This is a genomic window from Clostridium sp. 001, from assembly GCF_019056555.1.
GTDB lineage: Bacteria > Bacillota > Clostridia > Clostridiales > Clostridiaceae > Clostridium_B > Clostridium_B ragsdalei.
On record NZ_CP020473.1, the window covers coordinates 1,656,360 to 1,674,624 of the forward strand.

General features: G+C 30.4%; 19 protein-coding genes. 5 read left to right on the forward strand and 14 right to left on the reverse strand.

Features of this window, described 5'->3' with window-relative positions; translation table 11 throughout:
• Positions 1-117: 117 nt before the first annotated feature.
• Positions 118-1,089 (reverse strand): metallophosphoesterase family protein, encoded by a 972-nt coding sequence (locus B5S50_RS07510; protein ID WP_217303484.1) that lies wholly within the window; start codon positions 1,087-1,089, stop codon positions 118-120.
• 193 nt (positions 1,090-1,282) lie between these two features.
• Positions 1,283-1,471, reverse strand: coding sequence for a DUF6440 family protein (locus B5S50_RS07515; protein WP_217303485.1), 189 nt, complete (start codon positions 1,469-1,471; stop codon positions 1,283-1,285).
• Between the two features lie 494 nt (positions 1,472-1,965).
• On the opposite strand from B5S50_RS07515, the gene B5S50_RS07520 reads away from it, so the two are divergent.
• Both B5S50_RS07520 and B5S50_RS07525 read left to right on the forward strand, forming a co-directional pair.
• Positions 1,966-2,379, forward strand: a complete 414-nt coding sequence (locus B5S50_RS07520; RefSeq protein ID WP_217303486.1) for a thioesterase family protein — start codon at positions 1,966-1,968, stop codon at positions 2,377-2,379.
• Positions 2,380-2,435: 56 nt separating this feature from the next.
• Positions 2,436-3,380, forward strand: a complete 945-nt coding sequence (locus B5S50_RS07525) for a lipopolysaccharide assembly protein LapB (protein WP_217303487.1) — start codon at positions 2,436-2,438, stop codon at positions 3,378-3,380.
• Here B5S50_RS07525 and B5S50_RS07530 read toward each other — a convergent pair.
• Positions 3,362-3,931, reverse strand: a complete 570-nt coding sequence (locus B5S50_RS07530) for a chromate transporter (RefSeq protein WP_217303488.1) — start codon at positions 3,929-3,931, stop codon at positions 3,362-3,364. The two genes, B5S50_RS07525 and B5S50_RS07530, sit on opposite strands and share 19 nt — an antisense overlap.
• Positions 3,928-4,500 carry a chromate transporter gene (locus tag B5S50_RS07535; RefSeq protein ID WP_217303489.1) on the reverse strand — a complete coding sequence of 191 codons (573 nt, stop codon included), beginning with the start codon at positions 4,498-4,500 and terminating at the stop codon, positions 3,928-3,930. The genes B5S50_RS07530 and B5S50_RS07535 overlap by 4 nt, the downstream gene beginning before the upstream one ends.
• A 370-nt stretch (positions 4,501-4,870) precedes the next feature.
• Here B5S50_RS07535 and B5S50_RS07540 point away from each other — a divergent pair, with 370 nt between their 5' ends.
• Positions 4,871-6,580, forward strand: a complete 1,710-nt coding sequence (locus B5S50_RS07540; protein WP_217303490.1) for a hypothetical protein — start codon at positions 4,871-4,873, stop codon at positions 6,578-6,580.
• Between the two features lie 151 nt (positions 6,581-6,731).
• Here the strand turns inward: B5S50_RS07540 and B5S50_RS07545 are convergent, their stop codons facing one another.
• The 3 genes from B5S50_RS07545 to B5S50_RS07555 form a co-directional block, all read right to left on the reverse strand.
• Positions 6,732-7,586 carry a hypothetical protein gene (locus B5S50_RS07545; RefSeq protein WP_217303491.1) on the reverse strand — a complete coding sequence of 285 codons (855 nt, stop codon included), beginning with the start codon at positions 7,584-7,586 and terminating at the stop codon, positions 6,732-6,734.
• A gap of 327 nt (positions 7,587-7,913) precedes the next feature.
• Positions 7,914-8,513 (reverse strand): nitroreductase family protein, encoded by a 600-nt coding sequence (locus tag B5S50_RS07550; RefSeq protein WP_217303492.1) that lies wholly within the window; start codon positions 8,511-8,513, stop codon positions 7,914-7,916.
• A gap of 19 nt (positions 8,514-8,532) precedes the next feature.
• Entirely contained in the window at positions 8,533-9,150 is a 618-nt protein-coding gene (locus tag B5S50_RS07555) for a class I SAM-dependent methyltransferase (protein WP_217303493.1), read from the reverse strand.
• A gap of 75 nt (positions 9,151-9,225) precedes the next feature.
• Between B5S50_RS07555 and B5S50_RS07560 the strand changes: the two genes are divergently transcribed.
• Complete coding sequence (locus B5S50_RS07560) at positions 9,226-9,366, forward strand: hypothetical protein (protein ID WP_217303840.1); 141 nt, start codon at positions 9,226-9,228, stop codon at positions 9,364-9,366.
• 96 nt (positions 9,367-9,462) lie between these two features.
• Positions 9,463-10,770, forward strand: a complete 1,308-nt coding sequence (locus B5S50_RS07565; RefSeq protein WP_217303494.1) for an exonuclease domain-containing protein — start codon at positions 9,463-9,465, stop codon at positions 10,768-10,770.
• Positions 10,771-10,796: 26 nt separating this feature from the next.
• Here B5S50_RS07565 and B5S50_RS07570 read toward each other — a convergent pair whose 3' ends face one another.
• The 7 genes from B5S50_RS07570 to B5S50_RS07600 form a co-directional block, all read right to left on the reverse strand.
• On the reverse strand, positions 10,797-11,468 hold the full coding sequence (locus B5S50_RS07570; RefSeq protein ID WP_065078609.1) for a CPBP family intramembrane glutamic endopeptidase: 672 nt from the start codon (positions 11,466-11,468) through the stop codon (positions 10,797-10,799).
• A 71-nt stretch (positions 11,469-11,539) separates the two neighbouring features.
• Positions 11,540-12,163, reverse strand: a complete 624-nt coding sequence (locus B5S50_RS07575; RefSeq protein ID WP_065078608.1) for a class I SAM-dependent methyltransferase — start codon at positions 12,161-12,163, stop codon at positions 11,540-11,542.
• Positions 12,164-12,263: 100 nt separating this feature from the next.
• Positions 12,264-14,156, reverse strand: a complete 1,893-nt coding sequence (locus B5S50_RS07580; RefSeq protein ID WP_065078607.1) for an FAD-dependent oxidoreductase — start codon at positions 14,154-14,156, stop codon at positions 12,264-12,266.
• An 81-nt stretch (positions 14,157-14,237) separates the two neighbouring features.
• Positions 14,238-15,119 carry a LysR family transcriptional regulator gene (locus B5S50_RS07585; RefSeq protein ID WP_065078606.1) on the reverse strand — a complete coding sequence of 294 codons (882 nt, stop codon included), beginning with the start codon at positions 15,117-15,119 and terminating at the stop codon, positions 14,238-14,240.
• 64 nt (positions 15,120-15,183) lie between these two features.
• Entirely contained in the window at positions 15,184-15,717 is a 534-nt protein-coding gene (locus B5S50_RS07590; RefSeq protein WP_217303495.1) for a GNAT family N-acetyltransferase, read from the reverse strand.
• A 29-nt stretch (positions 15,718-15,746) separates the two neighbouring features.
• Positions 15,747-16,334, reverse strand: coding sequence for a sugar O-acetyltransferase (locus B5S50_RS07595; protein ID WP_065078621.1), 588 nt, complete (start codon positions 16,332-16,334; stop codon positions 15,747-15,749).
• Positions 16,335-17,281: 947 nt separating this feature from the next.
• Positions 17,282-17,944, reverse strand: a complete 663-nt coding sequence (locus B5S50_RS07600; protein ID WP_217303496.1) for a PBECR4 domain-containing protein — start codon at positions 17,942-17,944, stop codon at positions 17,282-17,284.
• Positions 17,945-18,265 lie beyond the last annotated feature (321 nt).

Sequence of the window (18,265 nt, forward strand, 5' to 3'; positions counted from 1 at the left end):
CACCCCCATAATTTTTTTGAAATAACCTTGAATTTTTTAAATCTTCTGTATGTATATAGTATAATATTTATACGTTTACATTTCACCCTACATGATGTAGAAATTTATGATAATATTTTATACATTTATGTAAGATAAAATTTTTGTATATGTTTTAAACTTTTCTAAATTGTTTTCATTTAAAATAATTATTCTTGCTCCTTTAGCAAAGCCTTTTTTTCCGTAAGAGTTGTATCCTGTCTTACGCCCATACCCTAAAGTAATACCATTTAAATCTCCTATATAGTCGTTAGTATGATCATGCCCTACAAATACACCTTTCACATCCCCCATTTCAATAAGTGCAGAAAACAATCCACTATCAACAGATTGTGGGGATTCTTTTTCATTTCTTTCTCCTATAGCTTTTCCACTTTGCCATACCTTATATTGCTGCTGCAGTGGAATATGAAAAAACATAAGTGATGGAATTGTCTTGCCAAATTGTTTTTTTAGATTAGTTGATAATTTTTTATACCAATCTATTTGTTGTTTTCTTATATATCCATACCCTTTTATGTCATAGCTGCCTGAATCAAGCATGTAAATATTAAATATAGGTTTATCATTTTTAGAGTTATTGATGATAAGATTATAATCTCCTGCTCTACCAATTGCACTTGAAAAGCTTTGACTAAGATTATACTTGTACGACATATACATTTTCATCTGATTTTTTCTATTTACCATACATAATTCATTATCATGATTACCTAAAACTACTGCCCAGGGGATTTTTCTATCTTTCATTGGTTTGGCAATATTTGCAATTGCCTTTTTAACTTGTTCTTTTAGTTTACAAAACCTACCGTCTATAATATCTCCAGTTAGCACAACAAGATCTGGCTGTTCAGTGTCTAACACATTTTCCATAAGCCTTATAGTTTTTTTATTTTTGAAAGAATACTCATGCAAATCTGTAAATTGAACAATTTTAAATTCCCCATTTTGATTGAATTTTAAATTAATTTTCTGTGGAATTACTCTATACTTTTTTTTAAAAATACCCTTAAAAAAATTTAGTATTGATTTTAATGCATTATCTATCATTTTGTACCTCCATAATTAAATTTTTAGACAAAAATAAAAGGAAGCCTTTCTGCAGACAAAGCGCTTCCTTTGTTAATATATATAATCCACCTTCTATTTTTAAATTATGCCAGGAATGTTTATTTTATTACCTATGAGATAGTCCAAATTTGAATTGAATTTGAACTATCTGCTAATACACAAATTAAGAATATTATTCATTATCTGATTTAATAACTGGCTTTCCATCTTTATCAACCAACAACGTTAATCCCCCAGCATATCCATCATAACTAAATAAATATTCAACACCTGTTTCTTTATCTACTATCACCTTATATCCAGATGTAGTACCCTCTTTAAAAATTACCTCAAATCTTTTATTAGACTTTTCACCAAACATTCTTTACTTCCTCCCTTAATTAACTTTATTTTCCACTAGCCTACTATCATAAATTCTTTTTAATATTTAATCTTCTATTTTTACAAACAAAAAGAGCTTCCCAAACAATAAACATTAAAAAGCACCTTCTTTCAAGATTGCAGAAATTTACCGCTGCTCATTAACCTATAAGTAAATTATATCATTTCATACAAAATATCTCTCTATTATTTTTTATCCGATGGCTACCAGCCGTAATACCCCCATCTTCTTATAAAGTGTGGGATAACGGCTGCTACGCCTCTGGATAACGATTTTTCCTAAAGGATAACGCCTTCTAAGTGCTAAAGCACTAAGAATCCTGTTAATAAGTTTCAGATGGAGAAAAAAACTCCACCTGAAACTTAGAACTCTGTTTATGACAGTTATCTTCACTTCTCACGGATTCTTCTTTATAATGAATGGTGTTATAATATTATGTATAATAATTCTATCATGGAGAGGACGTGTCAAACTTGTACATAAATGAAACAAAGGTAGTTGTTAGATATGCAGAAACTGATAAAATGGGTATAGTTCATCATTCTAATTATTATATATACTTTGAAGAAGCTAGAACACAGTTTATAAAAAAGACTGGTATAAGTTATTCACAAATGGAGAAAGACGGTATAATGTTTCCTCTAGTTGAAAGTAATTGCAGATACTTACAGGGTGCAAAATATGAAGATAAACTAATAATAAAAACTTGGATTAAAGAATTAACACCAGTTAAAGCCGAATTTAACTATTCGGTTATTAGAGAAAATGACCAAAAGGAAATTGCAAAAGGAAGCACATTACACACTTTTGTTAATAATAATTTTAAGATAATTAATTTAAAGAAAAAGCATACAGAACTATTTGAAAAATTACAGTCACTAATATGATAAAAAAAGTTAGTTGATAATTCAAATAAAATAATTTATATAGGAATAGTGTATTTATGAAGGATGGTATACAAATTAATAAATATTTAGAAAAAGCAGAGAAAGCCTTTGAAGAGAATAAATTAATTAAAGCATTAAATTTATATAATAAAGTTTATGAACTTTCAAATGGTGAAGATGTAGATTCAATAATTAATTTAGCTTTAATATATGACACTTTGGGAAAATCAGAGAAAGCTAAGGCGTATTACAAAGAAGCTTTAAATATAGATGACTACGAGGAAAGAGCTTACTATGGTTTAGCTGCAATATATGATGATGAAGAAAATTATGAACAAGCTATAAAATTATACAATAAAGCTATTTATATAAATCCAAATTATCATAAGGCTTACTTTTTCTTAGCAAATGCTTACGATGTATCTGGAGAAAAGGATTTAGCAATAGAAACTTATGAAAAACTGTTAAGTTTAAATCCTGCAGATTTTTGGGCAAATTTAAACTTAGGAAGTATTTATGAAGAACAAAATCAAAATGATCTTGCATATAAAAAGTTTTCAAAAGCTTTAAAAATAGATCCAAATAATTATTTAGCTTTGTTCAATATGGGAGTAATTTGTTATAAGTTTAATATGATAAAAAAGGCAATTGGCTTCTATGAGAGATCAATTAATAAAAACAAGCATTATGAATACAGTTATTTGAATTTAGCGGTAATTTATAAATATAAAGATACAAAAAAGGGTATAAAAGTTTTATCTAATGGGATTAATAATTGCAGCAAGGTACATTTTTTATATTACAACAGAAGTTGTTTTTATGCCTTAATTAATGAAGAAAATAAGGCCTGTGAAGATATAATTACAGCTTTAAAGTTATATCCTCAATTTTTAAAATATGTTTTGGAAGATGAGGAATTAGAAAAAGTAAGAAAACTAAGTTCATTTAAGGAATTTTCCGCTAAGTTACACATTCCTTCATATTACCCCATGAAAAGATAAGCTACTATCCCTATAACTCCAGAACCAAGCATGATGTAAATTGGGTTCGTTTTCCACTTGCGCAGAATGAACAAACAGCTTAGAAACATGACTACAGCTTTCCAATCTACATGAGAAAATACACTCAAAGTGAATACTTCAGCATTGAACAGTGATAAAAACAAAATGGACATCCCAACTGTGGCAATCAGAGAAACAATAGCCGGGCGCAGCCCTTCAAAAATTCCTTTTACAAGCGTCATGTCTCGATACTTGTAATAATAGTATCCAACAATAATTGCTAGTACTGTCGTTGGAAATGCGCAGCCAAAAGTCGCCACAATAGCACCTGTTACCCCTGCCATTTTCATTCCTACGAATGTGGAAGCGTTCAAGACAATCGGTCCTGGTGTCATTTGAGAAATCGTCACTACATCGGCAAATTCTTTCATCGTCAGCCAGTGATTCTGGGTGACAACCTGCTGCTGAATAAGTGGAAGAATTCCATAACCACCGCCAAAACTAAAAAGTCCTACCTGTAGAAAACTCAAAAGCAATTTCCAATAAATCATGTTTTCATCACCTTCTTTCGGTTTTGAATAGCTGTTAAAATGCCACCAAGTGCACCACACGCCAGAATGACCCATATGACATTTGCATTTAGAAAATAAATTGTACAGAAGGAAGCGATCATGATAAAAATTGAAAGAGCGTTTTTCGATTTGCAGATTTCAGTCCCACCAGAAATCACCACATCGGCAATAACAGCCGCAATTCCCGCCTGCATTCCCTTTAGAACAGCATTTACCACTGGATTTGTTTTAAACATCTGGTAAAAGAGTGAAACAACAGCTATAATGACCAGAGGTGGCAAAATCGTTGAGATAAGCGCCACAATTACTCCTGGAATACCAGCTAGACGGTAGCCGACCAAAGCAGAAGCATCGACGGCCATTGACCCTGGCAAAGACTGTGAAATGGCAACAATATCCAGCATCTCATTTTCATCAATCCAATGAAGTGTATCAACAAATTTATGCTTCATCAATGGCACAATCACATATCCGCCCCCAAAGGTGAAAGCGCTAACTGAAAATGTTGACACAAACAGTGTTTCGTAAAACTTTAAATTTCTTTTCATCTTTTCTCCTTCACAGCTGATTAGTGGGTGCTTTTATAATTGAGGAATTTACATAATCAAAAAATTAAACATCCTAATATATATTTTTATTATAGTACAAGTTCTATTTCTTCTCCATAAATATGTAAAAAATGTATTATTTTTATGATAAAGTTTCATAGAGACTCGACTATTTACAAACAAAAGAATTGATCACTTGAATCACTTAAAAAATAAAACTTTTATCTGTCATAAGTAACCTTAAATTACCAAAAAACTTTTAATTTCATAAGCATAAATAATATTTTCACCATATTCTAGACTTGTAGCTACACTATGAAGATGTTAAAATTTATATACGTAGCAGTATAATTTTATCAATAAAAAGGATGTGTTTGAGATTTTTAATAATAAGGATATAGAAAAATATTCATCAGCAGTTACCCTATCAGATATGGAGATTTTCATATTTCCGGAACTTCTATATAGTCTCTTGCTAGCAAACATAATGTCTCCAATTATATGGGAATGGAAGAAGGATGAATGGTTTAAGGATATTGACAAATTAAATCCATATAGGAAAATATTAAGACTTAAGCAGTATATAATGGACAATTATGATTTTAATCTGGATATTGATACATGGGGACTTACAACTAAAGAGAATGAAATAGCACGTTTTGAACCCTTTATGAATGTTGAAACAATAAGCAGAAGTAATGCCTTGTTTGGTTATGAAGGAGACAAATATTATTTTAGTATGGATATTAGACGGCATTTTGGTCTTGATAAATATAACTCTAATATGATTCCTTATTGGAAAACTGAAACTGTAGAAGCAATGAATGCATTTAAATACAAAAATAACTACGAAAAAGGTGCAGGTGAATGTGTGTCCTTATCTACTCTTTATGCAGCTGCACTGTTTGTAATATGTAAAATACCACTTAAAGACATATACCTGCTTGCAACACCACTTCATTCACAAAATTTTGTAGATGTAAAGGGTGGAATAGTAACAAATAATAGAAGGATTGTTACTAAAAATATGTGGTTTAACGGTACTGAACTTACGGTAAAAGCTCAAAGAGCAATACGAAATGAACAAATTACAATTATTTCTCATAACACAGGTTTTGTCCATGTGGTATATCCCGAAGCAACCATAGATCATGAGGTATATATGGGCTTTGAAAAAAAGCTCAAGAAATTCCTTATACATGACATAGATTATGAGATATTATGCAATTTTCTTAGACAGGAAAGCCATCTTCAAAAATTCTTTCAAATTAAGCATGAGTATCACGGAGGTGACAGATATATTCCCGCTGAAAAAGCCTATGCTTATGAACATACTAGCTCTTTCAAGATCAATAAGAGTACGAGAGACAAATTGCTGTCTGAGATTGATGAGTATGAATTTTCTCAGGAACCGATACAAAATAGGATATGTCTTAATAACTTTGATGAATTCTTTAAAAAACACAAGGTAGATTTTAATGATGAGAATGATATTATCAGTGTAATGGATGAACTTAACTTCCCTAATATGCCTCTAAAGGAGATTTTAACTTCACTATATGAATTTTGCAATATAGATCCAAGGCTTCCTGGAAAGAATAAAAATTTTATTAAAGCAGAACCAATACAGTTATCGTCAGAAATGAGCCGTGAAGATATTGTTAACTATTTAGAGTCTATTAGAGACACAAACGTTTCTGCAGATCTTGCTTTTTATGCATTAAGAGATTTTTCCAGGACTGAATGGGATCCTTTTATCAAGGCAGCCTTAGAGCGAAATCCCGTTTCAATTAATATGTACCAAAACTTAAGTGAGGATGAAGTTATAAATACATTGGAGAATATGCCTAACGTATCCATATATAATGGCTCCCGGATGGCTCAACCAGATGAAGTATGCAACTATCAAAGGGGAGATGGCCTGGAAAAAGCTATATGTTTAGCTAATATATTAAAGTATAGAAATAATTCTCGAAGTATATGTATTAGGGTTCTAAATGATCATGTTGAAATTAATTTTAATAACAGAATTATCAATTGGCCGTCAAATAAAGGCTTAAATGGCACCATAAAACTTTAAAGTTTGTTTCTATTTATTAAAGTAATATTCATCTAAAAATAATGGGTATAGATTTGGTTTTTTACACAAATCTATACCCATTCCTTATTTGAATAATTATATCTTCTTCGCAAGTTTTTTAGCAATCTTGCTCTATTTAATCTATTTTGCTTTAGCCGTTGAATCTCTTTTCTACTTGATTTTGCAGCATACTTTTTTCATTATAGTATTTTTCTTCCATTTCGTTTAATATTTGATTTTTAACCCAAACATTATTAGCAAATACTGTTGCCACCCCTAAATAATAATATTGAAGACCTTTATTCCCACCAATATCATTGAGATATTGGTTATATTGCTCAAAGCAATACTTAAATTTAAAATTTTTATCTTTATTAGTTTTTATTATCTCACTTATTGAATTAATCCAATATATTGTACAAATAATAATTTTCCTATCTGTATTATTTTTACTATATTTTAAGAAATTTTTCAATGTTTTAATATAACTATCATTATCTTCACTATCTAAACTATTAGCTTCATTACCTATTAAGCTAGTCATCGTCGATTCCAAATCCCTTAATTTATGACTAATTTTGGAATCCATTCCATCTAAATTTTTATTTAATTCTTCTATTTTAAATTTCATATCATTAATCTGATTCAGTCTGTTTGCTGCTACATTTATTTCTTGTGATACATCTGCAAGATTATCAAATGCATCCTCAAATTTGCTCTTTGTCTCTCGCGATACGTCTACAAGATTATCAGATATATTTTCGAGTTTGTTCTTTGTATTATTAGACTTCTGTTCTCCATTTATTGTCACTATTATAGCAATTATTGATAATATTATTGATGATATTGCCACTGCAAAAGACACTTCATCTACAAATTTGATATTCCAATAACACGACGTTGTTATGAAAATTGCTATAACCGCTATACTAATGATTATAATATATATTATATGTAATTTTAATTTTTCATGATCCACTATGCAGCTTATTTCTTCTTGTTTCATATTAATCACCTCATTACATAATATTCTTTAAAATGTAATTAAATTCCTTATTTAAAACTTTTCTATAATTTATCATTTCTATTTGAATTTCTACTTTGAAAATACATATAAAGAAGCATTTAATAGTGTATTAAAATTTATTAATGAAAATAATTATAAAGATGCATAAGAAAATTTTTCTGATGTCACTAAGGCACGAACAAAAATTTATAATGATATGGATAAATAAATGGGATATCTCAAATTTAAGATATCCCATTCTAAAAAACTCGTAATTAATTTTATAATCATAATTTTGAATATGCTGTGTAAAATACAAGTAAATTTTTAAAGTCTATATTCAATAATGCTACCTGGCGTCTTTCTCGGTCTTGGGTTTGGTTTTTCATCAGGATATCCAAGTGCAACAGCCCCAACCAGCTGTGTTTTTACATCAATATAATTTACCAGTTCATTATATGCAAAACATGTATTTGCAATCCATAATGTACCTACTCCTAAATCTTCTGCCTGTAACAACATATTTTCAATAGCTGCACCTATAGAAAGTGTATCTACAATTTCTGTAAATCGTTCATCTGCCGTAGTGATATTTTCAAATGGCGATTTACCGTTTGTATTAGAAACCATGATGATAATTGGAGCTTCTTTCATAATTCGTAAAGTATTCTTTGCATCTGGTATTCCATCTCTTGAATTAGATAATAATGCTTCTTCATTTAATTCACGCTGTATTCCATCGTCCATTTTTGATAAAAGTTCTTCCTTTTTAATTCCACCAAACACAATGAACCTCCAAGGCTGTCTATTTTTTCCCGATGGTGCAGCTCTTCCAGCATCCAATATTTCATTAAGAATATCTATTGGTATTTCTTTAGATTTATACTTTCGTATACTCCTCCTATTGTAAATTGTTTCTATGCTCATTTATTTCACCTCATTAAATTTATTTTTTACAAATCAATATACATTCCGGCAGAATTTTTCCTGCAATTACAGAACTATTAATTATATCAAAGCCTTTTTTTCGGACGAATTCTACATATTCATCAGATTCCCATTTATGAAAAGTATGAAATCCCATTCTTTCCATTAGCCAAATTCGTACCTTATTGATTTTTTCATCATATACAAATGTGGGGGCAATCAGCAATCCTCCTTTTTTTAACACACGCTGAATTTCCATTAGTGCTTTATCAGGATTTGGCATAATATGAAGTGCATTTGCAATAACGACTGTATCAAACCTTCCATTCTCATATGGTAGGTTCGTTGCATCCTGTACAATAAAAGTAACAGGTAAATTAGATGCTCTTGCCTTTGCTTCTTCAATCATTTTTTCTGAGAAATCAGTTGCTTCCCAAGAAGATACTTTTTTACATAGTGGAAATGTAAGTTGTCCAGTTCCACAAGCCAATTCTAATACCTGCATATTCTCATCCAGCGATCTTGATATAATCTCACATAATTCCCGATATAGTTTTGCATTTTTTCTTTCCTGCATTGGTGTATATAGTTTTGCAACCTTTTCCCAGAAATTTTTATTTGTAATTTCTTTATTCATACTACTTTATACCCTCTTTCTCAATGCTTGCAAATTACTATTTGTATTAAGATTTTTATGTCAGAAGGATACTTATTGTTATTCTTTAGTTCGTTTTCAATAACTGCTATTATTATAGTAGCATTATCTAACAAAAATTCAGATATAAAAATTGAAAAAATAATAGATAGGCCAGCTATACTATTTAAGGATTTACCTGAAGATACACCATATTGACATAATACCTACTTAGAAAGTAACATGTATAATGTAAGTATTATGAGATGATAAAGAAGACAGAAACGACGGGTAAAATATAAGGAGGAAACTATTATGTTATTTGATTTTGTAGCAATAGATTTTGAGACAGCAAATAATAATTTCAACAGTGCTTGTTCACTTGGAATTGCTGCTGTAAAAAATAATGAAATATGTAAAAAAGATTACTTTTTAATTCATCCACCAACTCTTGATTTTAATAAAAAGAATATATCCATAAATGGAATAACTCCTAAGGACATAGAGAATTCACCTCTTTTTCCTAATATATGGAACGATATACATACTTATTTTGATGATAATATAATAATTACTCACAATGCCGTATTTGATATGTCAGTACTAAAAAATTGTTTATTAGAATATGATATTTCTATGCCTAATTTCAACTATATCTGCAGTATACCTATATCCACAAAATTATGTAGAGGGAAAGGAATTGGTAAATCTTTAGAAGACCGTGCCAAATATTTTGGAGTAGATTTAGGACATCATCATAATTCTTTAGATGATGCTGTAGCATGTGCCAATTTAGTAATTGAATGTATAAAACGTGCTCATAAAAAAAATCTTGAATCTTTTTGTCATACATATACTAGCCTTCCAATAAAAACTTTTAAAGATCTGAATCCTCAAAAAGGTTTTATTAATAATACTAAAAATAGTTTCACTAATAACAAATTCAATACAGTTAAAATATCTGAAATTAAACCTGACAATAACAATATTATTGATACATCCAGCCCATTTTATAATAAAAATGTAGTCTTTACAGGTGAACTTGAAAGTTTAGGTAGAAAAGAGTCTATGCAAAAAGTAGTCAACTTAGGTGGCACATTAAAAAGTGGTGTATCTAAAAAGACAGATTACTTAATAGTTGGGAATCAGGATAAATCTCTTGTAGGTGAAAATGGAATGAGTTCCAAGGAAGAAAAGGCAGCTGAGTTGAATGAAAATGGATCTTCTATAAAAATTTTAAATGAATCCAAATTTCTAGAATTGATCAAAACTCCCAATAAAGAAAATAGTTTTGATGATTCCAATGAAGTTGTTGATTTAAATTCAACTATTATTTTTAACACTTTAGATGACAAGATAAACAAGTTAAGGGAATGGAAGCTTTTAAGTCGTACAGCAGCTGATTTAAAAGACATATATTATAAAAATAAAAATGAAACTTATAAATGTGACATCATAGGATACTCAACTAAGAAAACAAATTTAAATTGTTTAAGTGAATTTTATGAAACCATAGTAATAAAAGTTAATGATAAAATTATAAGAATAGCTCCAGCATATTTATTAGATATGCAGAAAAAAGATTTTTATCTTTCTTATAACAGTGTACAACCTATAGGTTAAATAAATAATTATAGAGGTATTGGAATTTATCTCTTTATATAAGGCATAATCATCATAGCAAATGAAATTAAATTATAACCGATGTGTGCAATTATACAACTCAAAATTGAATCTGTTTTAAGAAAAAGAATCCCGAGTATAATTCCGCAAATAAAGGCAGAAATTGTCTGAACCATGTTAAAATGGAGCACTGCAAATAAAACTGCTGATATTAGCAATGCTATGCCATTTCCATAAGAATCTTTTAATCCACCTAATACAAATCCTCTCATAAGTATTTCTTCAATAACGGGTGCAATAATACATACTTGCAGTAAACTCGTAATTGGCGTTTTTAATAACGATTGTATTGTATTTTCATATGCCTGCTCACTGGCAGGATAAAGGCTTTCAAATATTGGGTCAAAGCACTTATCTAAAAGAAAATAAAATAACACAGAGCAACCCACTGCTAATAAGATATTTATAATTGTTACATTCTTAAAAATTTTAACTTTATATCCTGTTCTATTACAAAGTAGAATTATAAATGCAATAACACATGCTATAATAAAAACAATATTTAAACAATTTGAATACTTTAATGTAATTTTTCGCCATATAGCAATATCAAAAAAAGTATATATCATCATAACTACGAAGTATATAGCCACCCATAAAAATGCCATGCTTATTTTTAATTTCATTTTATCATGCATTCATCCTTCCCCTAAATTACTAATTTATAATGCTTAACTTAAAATTGGAATTTGTCAAACAATCATCATTATTAAATTTCATCAATTTGTTTCCCAATTTTATATGCTTTAAAATATAATAATTCTCCCGCCTGTTTTTTTAGCGGTTCAAATACTAGACCATGCCTCACAAATAAATCCTTGATTTTTTGAGGTGTGGATATTTTTTCATTGATTCTATATTTTTTATTTCCATTCTTTAACGACACTGGAACACTGCATAGATATTCTCCACCCTGCCGTAAAATATGGTATAGTCCATCAGCAAAATCATCTATATTAATAAAATAGGTCATTGCCAAGTTGCAGATTACCAAATCAAAGTATTCAGCCTCAAATTTAAGATTACATGCATCGGCTATTTCAAATACAGTATCTTCAAAACCCATCTTTTTAAACTTTGATTTTGCTATATTTAACATTCTCATACTTACATCTGTTCCAATATAAGAATTGTCTATAGGTAGAATCTCTGACGTACTCCCAGTTCCTGCAGCCAACTCTATCACCTTTTTTCCATGTATATCCTTCAACTCATTTTTTAATATGCCCATATGTGTTTCTATTGTCGTATTAAAGCATCTTGGGAACATGATTTTTCTCATGAAACAATCATATAGATTCACGAACAATTTTATATCATATACACTCTTCACTTACACGCCCTCTTTTATAAATTAATCCCCACAACAAATTACTATTTGTATTAAGATTTTTATATGCTAAATCAGTCTTTAACACCATAATAGCATCTTTTTATAATTCCATTGCAGCATCAAAGCCAGTTCTTGTTGCATTCCACAAAGTGCCACCTTTTGTATTACAATCTCCAATAACATAAGTTTCTTCTACTAGGTCTCTAAATAATTCAACTTGTTCTTTATCAGCCCTCACCCCTAAGGATAAAATTACAGTATCGCATGGAATAGTTTCCTTGTTTCCATTCTTATCTTCTATAACAGCTCCCTCCATTGTTACATCGGATAACTTAACTTCACAAATAAAGGTGACACCTGCTTTTTTAAGTAACTCCTTTAGTCCAATCATGCTAATTTTTATACCATCAGCACCTATTTTTTCTTCTGGAATCATATCTATAACTTTAACTTTCTTGCCCTCTTCTGCTAAAGAAAGAGCGGCTTCTAATCCAGTGAATCCAGCTCCTACAATTACAACATCTTCACCTACTGGAACCTTCTTTAATTCTACATCTCCAACCCAGACAACTTTATCAGTACCACTTAAAGTAAACTTAGGAATGATAGGTTTTGCTCCAACTCCAATTAGAACGACATCAGGATTTTGCCCAAGTATGTTTTCAGGAGTTGCTAATGTATTAAGCTTGACATCTATTTTAGGGTCACTGATAACGGATCTTATTGACCAATCAAGATAACGTTTTAAATCCTTTTTAAATGATGCAGCAGCAGCCATTTTTAACGCTCCACCTAATTCACTATCTTTCTCATAAATAACTACAGTATGACCTTTCTTTGACGCTACTCTAGCCGCTTCAAGACTTGATGGACCACCACCAATTATAACTACTTTCTTACTGTGTCTAGTCTCCACAATCTCAGGAAATTGAGTTTCCCTTCCTATTAATGGATTAACTGCACATCTTAAACGTATGAATTGTGTATGTGTTCTATTAATACAAGTATTACAACGTACACAAGGTCTCGTCTGATCACTCTTGCCTTTATAAGCATTACTTACACAGTTTGTATCTGCTAAAATATTCCTTATCATGGCAACTACATCCACATCGCCGCTGGAAACAGCTTTTTCTGCAGTTTCTAAATCAAAGCTTCCAACTACTGATACTGGAATATTCAATTCCTTTTTAAATCTTTTAGCTGCCTCTAGATTCATTGCACGTGGAAAGTATGTTGGTTGGAATATATAAGGTAGTAACGCTTCTTCTTGAAGTAATCCTCTTGATACATGAATAATATCGATTTTATCTTGAATTTTCTTTGCATATTCTAAAGTTTCTTCTATCTCTGAATTACCTTCTAGTAATTCTTCTGCACTTATACGATATTCTATTGCTATTCTATTTCCTACCTTTACACGTATTGCTTCTAATAGTTCCTGTCCAAATCTACATCTATTTTCAAAAGATCCGCCATATTCATCAGTTCTATGATTATGTTTTTTTGAAAAGAACATAGCTGGAACGTTTCCATGTCCGCCGTGAATCATAATCATATCAAAGCCAGCAATCATACATCTCTCAGCAGCATTTGCAAATAACTCTATGATATGTTTAATTAATTTCTTACTGCTTCCCGTTGCCACAACTTCAGGCGGCATAAGCATATATTGTCCAGATATTAATTCTATACTTGCTAATGCTCCATATCTATGAATTACTTCTGCAATATCAGCTAAATCAGATATATACAGTGAATTTCCAACATTAGTAACAGGTACTCCTGAGCTTTGTTCATCTACTGATGAAACTCCTAAGGTAACAATTCCCGCTCCTGATTTGGCTAATGATTTTAGATAAGCTAAAAATTCAGAATTATTTCCACCATCTCTTGAACATAAAAATGCTCCTGCTGGCGCAACTTCAATACGATTTTTAGATATAACCTTCCCAATATGAATAGGTTTAAAAATATTTGAATTCTTATCCATAATATCCCTCCTGTACTATGCGTTTATTATAACATCTCCTTTTATTTATTAAAAATACAATAAAGCAATGCATCTATAAGATTAACTTATAGATGCTTCTTTAACAAATAACTCCACACAAGGGTTTGTATTATCCTTTAAATATGCTAAACAAAATTTAATAGGGTGGGGTTCTCCTTCTATTTCCACAAAAGAAACTTTAGGTCTATTTAATTTTTTAATTATTTTAGGTACAATACTTATACCCATATTTAAATCTATCATCAAATTTAATATACTGCCGTCCGGTACAGTTATAATAGATTTAGGAATGATGTTATATTTACTGTAAAACTTGCAAAAATGCTTATAATTCTTTGTTTTTTCTTTATATTCTACCATTATATTATTTTCTCCAGCAAGCTCTTCTCTAGAAACAGCGGATCTACTGGCTAAATCATTATCAGAATTCATCATAGCGCAGGCATCTTCTTCAAATATTACTTTGTAATCAATATTTTTTAAATTCTCAATATCATAGGGCCATGTAAATACCACATCGTAAATCTTATTTTCTAATTGTTTCCTTGTATCTTCTAAGGATGCCCTTTTAAACTTAATATCAATTAATGGATACATTTCCTTAAATTTATTTAATATTTGTGGCAAAAATATTTCTTCTATATCTCCGCACACTCCAATTGTTATCATACCCTTAAATCCGTGGGCAATATTTTCGGCTTTCTTTACTGCATTTTTATATCTCTCTACTACATCTTTTATTTCTTCGTAAAATATCTTCCCAGCCTCAGTAAGTTCAACCTTTCTACTACTTCTTTTAAATAATTGAAATCCAACTTCCTGTTCTAATGAAGTAATCTGCTGGCTAATTGCTGACTGTGCTAAATAACATTCTTGTGCTGCTTTAGTAAAATTCAAATGATTTGCTACACTTAAAAAATAAATAAGTTTATTTATTTGCATAATTAAAGTCCATCTCCTTCCTAATTTAAATATATCCCCAGAAGGTCTTGTTTTAAATTGGAATTTATAAAAGAGTTCCGTTCATATTTTTTTCAAATCTAAAGAAATAATCACCTTTATCAGCTGGCATTCCACCTACAGTCTCTGGCATATTTGGATCTCGATGGAGTGGGTTATAAAACTCAACAATATGAAACCCACATTTATTGACATAGAAATGAATGTTTCTCTTTTCAAAATACGGTGTACATGTTTCCCATACCTTTGTTTCAGGGTGTAAATTTTCTATTGCCTTCCAAAGTTCCTGCCCAACGCCAGTTCCTTGACAACCAACTTTAACAAAAAGAAAATCCAAATGATTATGATATGTTTCGTTATCAACAGTTATGACTGTTCCACCAGAAACCTCACCGTTAACAATTGCCTGATATGCTTCAGCACCATTGACATTGAGTGAATCATCTATGTCCTTTTCTGGTAAAATTAATTCATCGGATAGCCCGAATTCCGTTTCGTATCCATATTGAAATGCCTCTTGCATGTCTCGTTTAAACATTTCAATGTTTTTTGCTTTAAGTGGAATCAATTTAAGTTTCATATTCATCACCTCATAAATTACTATTTGCATTACTCATATGACAAATTAATTATGTCTTTTTCTGTAATCCTTCGTAATACTTTGCAAGGATTACCTACTGCAATTACCCCTGCTGGAATATCCTTATTTACCACACTTCCGGCTCCAATAACGCTGCCTTTTCCGATAGTAACTCCACCACACACAGCAGCATTAGCACCAATCCATACATCATCTTCTATTGTAATAGGTTTTGAAGTCCCAATTCCTTCTGCTCTTTGTCTTGGAAGTATAGCATGTCCAGAACATGCTAAACAAACTCCAGGAGCTATAAATGCATTTGCACCAATATAGACTGGCGATGTATCTAATATTACACAATTATAGTTAATCACAGTAAGTCCATGGGTATGTATATTGAAGCCATAATCACAATGAAATGATGGTTCAATAAATGTCAGTGGATTATAAGTTCCAAGTAATTCTTTTAAAATACTGCTTCTCTTTTCTTCTTCAGATGGTCCAGTCTGATTATATTTCCAGCATAATTCTTTCGCCTTTTGTTGTAATTTTGACTGCACATCTGTATGCTTTGAAAAATATTCCTTATTTTGCTTCATAATTTCTGTAAAATCCATTATCCTATTCGTTCCTTTCAAATTACTATTTGTATTAAGGTTTTTATATGCTAAATCAGCCTTTAGCACCATAATAGCACCTTTTAATACAAAAATGCATCAAAAATCATAAATTATCCATCACCCCATCCAAGCAGCTGCCTCTTAAGCTCATTAAAATCATACTGCCTATACCTTATATTCTTATTACTCCTTACTTCTTGCCTATTAATTATTATTTTTTGCTCTATAAATTATACTTCTGATATTTTTACAAATTTTGATAATGAAAATGAGTTTAATAAAAATTATTTTTCAAAACACTAAGAAAAGTTTTTACAGATCTGCTTGATGATACACTAAATTCATCAAAATACACAGTCAAACAGCAGTCATAATTACATATGGAAAGAATGGGTAATATATGCCCTCTAAAAAAGCAAATGCTGAAGGCTCCATACAAAAATATTATAAAGATTGAGTTCTAAAGGAATGGATAACTACAATTACTATAGGACACGACGATACTGGAAAGCTTGTACGAAAGCAGTTTTACGGAAAGACAAAATATGTAGATAATGATTTGTTCGCTCTATAAATTCATAGGGCGTCTTTTTATTTGTGTTATTTGGCAATAAAAAAAGCCTCACGATATCGTGAAAGCATTGATACTGGTGCACCCAGGGAGATTCGAACTCCCGGCCTCTGGATTTGACCAAAAAGCTTTTACCTAATTTTATCCATCTCCCTAGCGGTTGATATATCTAGGTTTACGTCATTGCTTGTCCCTTTTATTTCCTTGAAAATACGCACTTTTTTCTCCCGGTTGTGTTACGGTTGTGTTACAAATTTGAGTACAAATCTCTTTGATCTTCTAGAATATAATTCCATAATCCATTCCATTATATAGGACTGTCTATAAGATAAATAAATCATTTTTTCACTTCATAACTGAAATATTTTTTAACCTAATCTATATTTTCTATAGTACGTTCTACTATATTAGCAAACCTTTGTCCACTAGTTAATCTGTCTTTATCTCTTGCCCTAATTGATTTAACAATAAAAGTTTGTGGTACATAATACACTTTCCCATTTTGCTCTTTTACCACCCCTAAGTGTAATTTCACCCCCAATTTTTCATGATATAAAATGAAATCTGATTTTATATTACAGTTTCCATTAAATAATTGAGTTACTGTATTGTTATTAAATTTAACTATATTGCACTTTTCCATCAACCGAGGCATCAAATAAAAATAAGTTATCCTGCTCTCAATTTTAGGGAATACTCTCTGTGACTTATTATTAGGTCTTAAGCCCTTGTCCAAATCTTTTAATAATTTAATTGTTATAGATTCTCTAATCATACCTTCATAACCCAGCTTGCCTTCATATTTGTATTTCTGACCTTCAGCAGCTACCTTCTGTATACCTAATAAATGCGGTAGATTTTCTGTAAAAAATCTAATATCTATTTCAATTTCATCTTTTGACTTATGTAATCTGATTTTATATTTAAAAGATTTTTTGGTTAAATTATCACAATAAAATTCCGCTATAGTTTTTAAGCTTATTTTTGATATCTTAGGGACAATCTCTAAAAGTTTAAGCTCCTCTTTGGTATACATACGTAATCCCCCTATATATGTAAAAAAGTCTTAACTCAAAAGTTAAGACTTTGTAATCACAATTTTGAAACGACAGGTTAGTTTTCCTACCCCAACCAGGTCAAATGCTGCTATACTTTAAACTCCGACAGCTCGGAACAGTGTGGTCGTTTCTTGCACCCTGGAGAATTGCTCCTCACTTATATTATATACTATTTTTGCATTTTTACAATATATTATTTTAGAAATTCATTTTTATAAAAAACTTGACCATGGCTTCATAAGCTCTTTAATTTACAGACATAAAAAATACCATAAAATATTATTGTCAATATAAATTTG

What these genes read in the sequence shown, in the direction of transcription:
- B5S50_RS07510 (WP_217303484.1), bottom strand. Translation starts at nt 1,089, where the DNA reads ATGATAGATAATGCATTAAAATCAATACTAAATTTTTTTAAGGGTATT.
- B5S50_RS07565 (WP_217303494.1), top strand. Translation starts at nt 9,463, where the DNA reads ATGTTATTTGATTTTGTAGCAATAGATTTTGAGACAGCAAATAATAAT.
- B5S50_RS07550 (WP_217303492.1), bottom strand. Translation starts at nt 8,513, where the DNA reads ATGAGCATAGAAACAATTTACAATAGGAGGAGTATACGAAAGTATAAA.
- B5S50_RS07515 (WP_217303485.1), bottom strand. Translation starts at nt 1,471, where the DNA reads ATGTTTGGTGAAAAGTCTAATAAAAGATTTGAGGTAATTTTTAAAGAG.
- B5S50_RS07600 (WP_217303496.1), bottom strand. Translation starts at nt 17,944, where the DNA reads ATGTATACCAAAGAGGAGCTTAAACTTTTAGAGATTGTCCCTAAGATA.
- B5S50_RS07580 (WP_065078607.1), bottom strand. Translation starts at nt 14,156, where the DNA reads ATGGATAAGAATTCAAATATTTTTAAACCTATTCATATTGGGAAGGTT.
- B5S50_RS07590 (WP_217303495.1), bottom strand. Translation starts at nt 15,717, where the DNA reads ATGAAACTTAAATTGATTCCACTTAAAGCAAAAAACATTGAAATGTTT.
- B5S50_RS07570 (WP_065078609.1), bottom strand. Translation starts at nt 11,468, where the DNA reads ATGCATGATAAAATGAAATTAAAAATAAGCATGGCATTTTTATGGGTG.
- B5S50_RS07545 (WP_217303491.1), bottom strand. Translation starts at nt 7,586, where the DNA reads ATGAAACAAGAAGAAATAAGCTGCATAGTGGATCATGAAAAATTAAAA.
- B5S50_RS07555 (WP_217303493.1), bottom strand. Translation starts at nt 9,150, where the DNA reads ATGAATAAAGAAATTACAAATAAAAATTTCTGGGAAAAGGTTGCAAAA.
- B5S50_RS07535 (WP_217303489.1), bottom strand. Translation starts at nt 4,500, where the DNA reads ATGAAAAGAAATTTAAAGTTTTACGAAACACTGTTTGTGTCAACATTT.
- B5S50_RS07530 (WP_217303488.1), bottom strand. Translation starts at nt 3,931, where the DNA reads ATGATTTATTGGAAATTGCTTTTGAGTTTTCTACAGGTAGGACTTTTT.
- B5S50_RS07595 (WP_065078621.1), bottom strand. Translation starts at nt 16,334, where the DNA reads ATGGATTTTACAGAAATTATGAAGCAAAATAAGGAATATTTTTCAAAG.
- B5S50_RS07585 (WP_065078606.1), bottom strand. Translation starts at nt 15,119, where the DNA reads ATGCAAATAAATAAACTTATTTATTTTTTAAGTGTAGCAAATCATTTG.
- B5S50_RS07525 (WP_217303487.1), top strand. Translation starts at nt 2,436, where the DNA reads ATGAAGGATGGTATACAAATTAATAAATATTTAGAAAAAGCAGAGAAA.